Consider the following 5,844-nt stretch of genomic DNA (forward strand, 5'->3'; position numbering starts at 1 on the left):
AAAGCCTTACTGGTTACCCGCCCTTTGGATCAGATTGCGGGAGTCCAAACGTAAGTATAGCAGTTCGAATCAATGCCAATCCGCACCGCAATTGAAGCATTGTTTCGATTCAGGCGTACGCAGCGCAGTACCACATTTTGGACACGGTGGTCCGTCAGCAGGGAATGAACGTGCAGTGCCGTCGGCGACAGCCTGTCGATGGGTAAGTTCTTCTTCAGGTATCGCTATTCCACGCTCAAGGCGCCAACAGTCGTAGCAATCACTTGGGACGGGTTCACCGAATGGCGTGCCAGGATAGTGATCCGCGTACCATTGCCTCAAATCGGTTGCCCCAATATTCAGGTGAGTTCGTCGGCCACATTTTGGACAAATCGCGTACGGCATTAGCGATCTGGTTTGACCATGCGAGTCACGCAGTCTTCAGTCGGGTAACGGTACGCGTAACCGGGAACGCGCGATAGATTTCCCATTGCCAAAACGCTAGCTTGCGTGCTCCGGTTCACGCGCTGGTTACCCGTCGCTATGGTCTGCACCGACCGGCAGTACGCGTTTCTTTGTATTCCGGCCAACCGAAACGGCCTTCGTGTTCCTCCACAAAGAAAGCGCAGTTACGAGCTAAAAAGTTGAATGTAAATCCATTTTGATCACGAATGTGAACGAGCGCATCACGAATTGTATTGCCAAATAGTTCGGCTGCCGACTCATCATCAAAGCCATTCTTGGGTGGCTTCCATTTTGGATCGTAGTGTTTCACATCGAGTTCGTAATCGTCATCAAGATTCCAGTGCGGCATCGGCAGATAGTTGTGGCCAATCAATGATTGCCATTGACCATCCGACTGAGCACGCGGCCGGCGGTCGAGAACCATAGAAAACCAACCGTTTTGCTCAAAAGAGAAGCCAGTCGCAATTAGGGACACCTTTCGGTCCGCTTCACCCAACGCCCAGTCCCAATCCGGTTCATAGTTGTCCAGCCGATTCCAGACGTACTCTTGGATTTGGCACTGATCACGCAAAAGGTCGAGGGTTTTCATGTTGCGTTCGATGCAAATAGACTTCAGTCGGGTAACGGTTGGGTTTTGCGGGCCGGGACAGTTGATTTTCCATTGCCGAAACGCTTGCAAGACCGGCTCCGTAACAACCCTTGGTTCTGTGCATGTTCCCGGCAGTGGGGTTTGATGTTGGCCGAACCATACGGACTGAATCAAGATAACAAGCGAATCGATTGGAGGCAAATCGAGACCGCCAGCGGATTGACGTTGAGGAGTTGAATTGCAGCGTCGTGATTGCGCAACCAGAATCTGCGTGCGGCTTGATTCGCAATACGGCTGTTCTCGGAAAGGTGTCCATCGTCAAAAACGCTACACTAGCGAAACGCCAAAAACTTTGAGCGTTCATGACAGTTGAAGTTTGCGTGAGCGGACGGTTTGTCACGCACTCCGCGTGGCTTGGCCGAAACGGGATACAGCACCCAATATCTTCACCATCATCTCGATGCGATGATTGATCGTTCAAAATCGAATCGGTCTGCGATGTCGAGGATCTGCACCACCAAAACGCTCGAATTATTGGCTCGCAATCAATGCGTTTTCAATCGCCGAGTTTTGTCATTCGTTACGTAGCACTGAGCATGATCAGTCACAGAACGTCAGCCATCAGTGGGTACGGCTGATTGATATTCTATTTCTACACGCCCTATGCCGTACTCCACTGCATGGCATGGTTATCGCGTCTCTTGTGGTCCGGAAAACCTTCCCATCGCAAACGGCGTCCGAACAGTCTAACCGGTCGAGGCATGACCGAGCAAGTTTTACGAGCGCCCGCTGCTGGCAAGATTCCAGGGCAACCGCCCCTCCCAATCAGGCAGCTTGCAAGTGCATCAACGCCAGGGCAAAGTCCGCAAACGAAGACATTGACGCAAAGACAGAGAGCCGCAATGACGCAGATGGCCGAGCGGTAACGTGTGCGACAATGGATGCCGAGCGAAGCAAGCGATCAATACCGGACTGGTCGCTTGACAGCGAGAGTCCGCATGCCTCTTGTGGCGTCTTGAAAGCATCAGAACGCAATGCAAGTCTAGCCTTCGGTCCTTCCAGTGACGTTCGCCACCAGCTTTGATGTAGCGTCATGCGATTGAAAGAGCAAACCGAAGCGAATCAGCGTGCCAACCAAAACGTCTTCACAATATCGCTCGACCGAAGCAAACCGTGTTGCGAAACAAACCGTCGTCCAAGGTCAGTGCGATAACGTCACGGATCACACGGTCGCCGCGAGCGATCCTCCACTTCAAAAATCACGACTCGGCGACTCGTCGTGCATCCGATTGTTCTGGCATTTTTGGGATGTCGAGCCGTTGAGTCAATCATGTGACTTCGCGTCAAGGCGAGCAACAGTCCCAACGAAACGTATGTGATCATCATCGCTTGCCATCAGCGAAGTTGTCTCCGGCGCGTTTTGATTCTGGACAAGTCGACCATTCCCATTGATTCTACTCGCGTCGATTTCGAGCCACTCGATTTCACGAACAGGTATGGGGCCCATTGCCCCAGTCTCAATGTAGCCATCTGTTGGAATGATGATCCAAGGATTCCAATCGGGATCTTCCGTGTCGACTACCCACTTCACGCGCACTGCAGTTCGGTATCGCTGCACGATTGAGACAATCTTGTTCCAATCAATTGTCGCCATTGAATCTTCTATGCCAGAACGGTAGCGATATGCGGGCGGCGGTGAACGACTCAACCACTGAGAGAACGGCGACCACCGCCGCTCCGTCATCATCGCTTGGTTACCCGCATTCTACAACATTGGATGGAGCACGAACGAAAAATGGTCCGATGCCTTGAGCGTGTTCGTGGGTTGTGATGTACAGCCAGCTAAATGAGGGCGGAAATATGTAGGTATCATTGCAGGGATACGTGTCAGAAATGGCGACCGATCGTGGACATAGCCATAGCATGTCCAGCTGTTCGTCATGAATGTAGAGTTCGGCATCATCGCATGCGACAAAAGCAGAAACGGCGTCTGTACGTTCAAGTGCTGATTGGAACCCATAGGTGAACGCATGCCACAGCAATCCGCGATAGGCGTACGAACCGGTCTGCCGATAGACATCGGCGAAAAAAGTACGGGTCAGGCTCTTGAGCGTCTCGCGAAATACGCGGCCCTTAATGCGAAACTCGTCGGGCGGGTAGTCTCGCGTTTGATGCATCAAATCAGTCGGGTAACGTTACCGATCACCGAGGACCGGCGGTTGAGCATCCATTCGTGAAAACTGACCACCGGTCCTTCGGTGCATCGGATGGTTCGCCGCCGTTTTGCGCCAGCCAAGCAAAATCCACCAACACGACCGAAACACGACGAAGATAGCCGACCGCGCACCACACCGCAACAATTGCCGAGAACCAATCCGGACGCTAGTCAGTTGGTTTTGTGTTGCCACGAAGTTGCCTAGCCAGCGCGCGGCCGGATGCAGTTACAGCGACGTTTGGCGGCCCGCGCCGCCACTGGTTACCGTCCTGACGCGATCCTGTGCGATACTCGAGGTACCCCTTTCTAACAAGTTCTTGCAGGCGCGGTTGAAGGTGTTCAATTGGCAGGTCCAACGCGTTGGAGACGTCGTCAATCGTGTCCCAGTTGTCAGCTGTCGTCACGCCGCAGAGGTATTTCAATATCGCAGTGCATTCCGCGCTCAAGGTGACCATCGTAAATCCGGCAGTGTTTGCGTGCCGTTGAGTGATTTCAGTCAGCGAACAAAGTAATTCACACCGGTTGGGGCGGCGATAAGTTGGGAGGTGGGGGTGTTATCACCGGAAGGACCTTCGGCACGCTCGGTGACACAGGAGGTGTTATCGCCGGTTCGCTCGGTACTGATCGCCGCTTGGGGTGTCCCACGAATATCTGGGATGCAAATGCGCCGGTCAAGCAACTATGTCGAACAATTTCCGGCGTGCGTGTTGACTTGTGCACTGTACGTGCGAGCAATCGCCTGATGGTGCCGTGGAAGACCGGGGAGACGATCGACGGAAATCCCGCTTCCCTCATCCGCGGTGAAGGTTGGAGCGGAAAAATGCTGTGAAGTGGACGCCAGTCCTCGGTCGCGATGTGAAGGGACATCGGGTGCTTTGGTGTGCGAGCTGTACGCAATTGCATTGTGTTCCAAACGCTCGGTAGATGCATTTGCGTGTGGCGATCATTGGCGGAGCAGATGCGCGACCGTCTTCAACTGGAATAGACGAAGGTAGCGACATCAGAGGACGATTCGATGACACGAGTGAGTCAGCCCGACACTTCTTGGTGTGAGAGTCGTGATAAGTGGGCAAAAATCTGGTTCGAGAAGCTCTCGCGGTTCCATGGCCGCAAACCGCAGGCGACGTGGGAGTTTACCGCCGATGAGGTGATCGCTTACCTACGTGACCATGTGAGACGCAAAACTCCGGCTTGGAAACGACTCAAAATCATCCAGTCGCTGATTTGTTACCGACGCTATGTCCAGTCGGCACCCTTCGATGATTTGACGTTCATCCGAATTAAACTCGAAGTGCTTGCCCGGAACGAGAAGATCAAACAGGCGACGGTCAAACAATCTTCCGATGATGCGATCGAGGAAATCGAGGACGTCGTCGGTCATATCGATCCGCGCGAGCCGGATGTGATTCAAAACCTACGTCGGGCTATCCGGTTGCGTCACGACCAGTTGGCCACCGAAAGGGCCTATGTGTCGAATGTCCGTGCATTCATGCGATCTCGGGGTTTGAAATGTCAAGCTGACTTTGCAGCGATCGGCGCGGCCGACGTCGAGTCGCATTTAACCGACTTGGCAGTCGATGGAAACGTCGCGGTATCGACGCAGAACCGCGCGTTCTATGCGCTCTTGTATCTCTTTCAACACGTACTCAAACGAGAAATGGGCGAAGTCAATGCGATCCGATCGAACAAGGGGAAGCAGATTCCGACCGTGCTGAGCGTTGCCGAAATTGAACAGATTTACGCTCACCTGCGCGGCGTGCATTTATTGATCGCCAAACTGCTCTATGGATGCGGTATGCGGATCAGTGAAGTGATGCGTGTTGGAGAGAGATTAGGATTAAGAGTATGATTAAGATTATGAGGGAGGATGGTTTTTAATCTTAATCATAATCTTCATCTTAATCCTCATTTGGTGCGGCCGATGCGATCGCGAGTGGGTTGGGGGACCGGACAGCTTGCGCCGTACCGCTAAGAAGGGTGCGAGTTGGGGGGGAGAGATTAGGATTAAGAGTAGGATTAAGATTATGAAAGAGTGAGGATTGGGTGGTGTGTCTTGGTCTTAATCCTAATCTTGCTCTTCATCTTAATCCCAATTTGGCGCCACTGGTTTGACGCGGATCTGCCTTCTGGTGGCGGTGGCTGCGTGTGAACGGCGGTGGTCGTGGGTGCTGGGGAGAGATGCGCGGAGGGAGAGATTAGGATTAGGAGTATGATTAAGATTATGAGGAAGGTTGGTTGATCTTAATCCTAATCTTACTCTTCATCTTAATCCCAATTTGGCACCACTGGTTTGACGCGGATGGTCGCGTGAAAGCGTTTGGGGCGATGCCGTCCCCGGACTAACGTTCGGGGCTTTTGTATGTCGTCGCTGTCGCGACTAGTGACTGAGGTCTTGGGTGAGTGCATGCCATGGCTGTCGCAACAGCCCGCCCGTCGTCCGGTGACGCGGGACCGGACGGCTCGCGCCGTTCCGTTAGGAAGAGGGCGAGTTGCGGGGGAGAGATTATGATTAAGAGTAGGATTAAGATTATGAGGGAGGGTAGTTTTTAGTCTTAATCCTAATCTTACTCTTCATCTTAGCAGCCTGTTGATTTTC

The 5,844-nt window shown here is 53.0% G+C and carries 4 protein-coding genes; 1 reads left to right on the forward strand and 3 read right to left on the reverse strand.

The annotated features are described in order from the left end of the window. Positions 1 to 520: 520 nt before the first annotated feature. The 3 genes from NB063_RS31135 to NB063_RS31145 form a co-directional block, all read right to left on the reverse strand. The gene (locus NB063_RS31135) at positions 521 to 1,033 is read right to left on the reverse strand and encodes a hypothetical protein (RefSeq protein WP_250933589.1); all 513 of its coding nucleotides are present in this window, start codon (positions 1,031 to 1,033) and stop codon (positions 521 to 523) included. Positions 1,034 to 2,787: 1,754 nt separating this feature from the next. Next, positions 2,788 to 3,210 (reverse strand): DUF4275 family protein, encoded by a 423-nt coding sequence (locus NB063_RS31140; protein ID WP_250933591.1) that lies wholly within the window; start codon positions 3,208 to 3,210, stop codon positions 2,788 to 2,790. A gap of 534 nt (positions 3,211 to 3,744) precedes the next feature. Continuing rightward, entirely contained in the window at positions 3,745 to 3,927 is a 183-nt protein-coding gene (locus NB063_RS31145; RefSeq protein ID WP_250933593.1) for a hypothetical protein, read from the reverse strand. A 336-nt stretch (positions 3,928 to 4,263) separates the two neighbouring features. Here NB063_RS31145 and NB063_RS31150 point away from each other — a divergent pair, with 336 nt between their 5' ends. After that, positions 4,264 to 5,097: a phage integrase N-terminal SAM-like domain-containing protein gene (locus NB063_RS31150; RefSeq protein ID WP_250933595.1), complete on the forward strand. Its 834-nt coding sequence runs from the start codon at positions 4,264 to 4,266 to the stop codon at positions 5,095 to 5,097. Positions 5,098 to 5,844: the final 747 nt, after the last annotated feature.

This window comes from Aporhodopirellula aestuarii, from assembly GCF_023701485.1.
GTDB lineage: Bacteria > Planctomycetota > Planctomycetia > Pirellulales > Pirellulaceae > Rhodopirellula > Rhodopirellula aestuarii.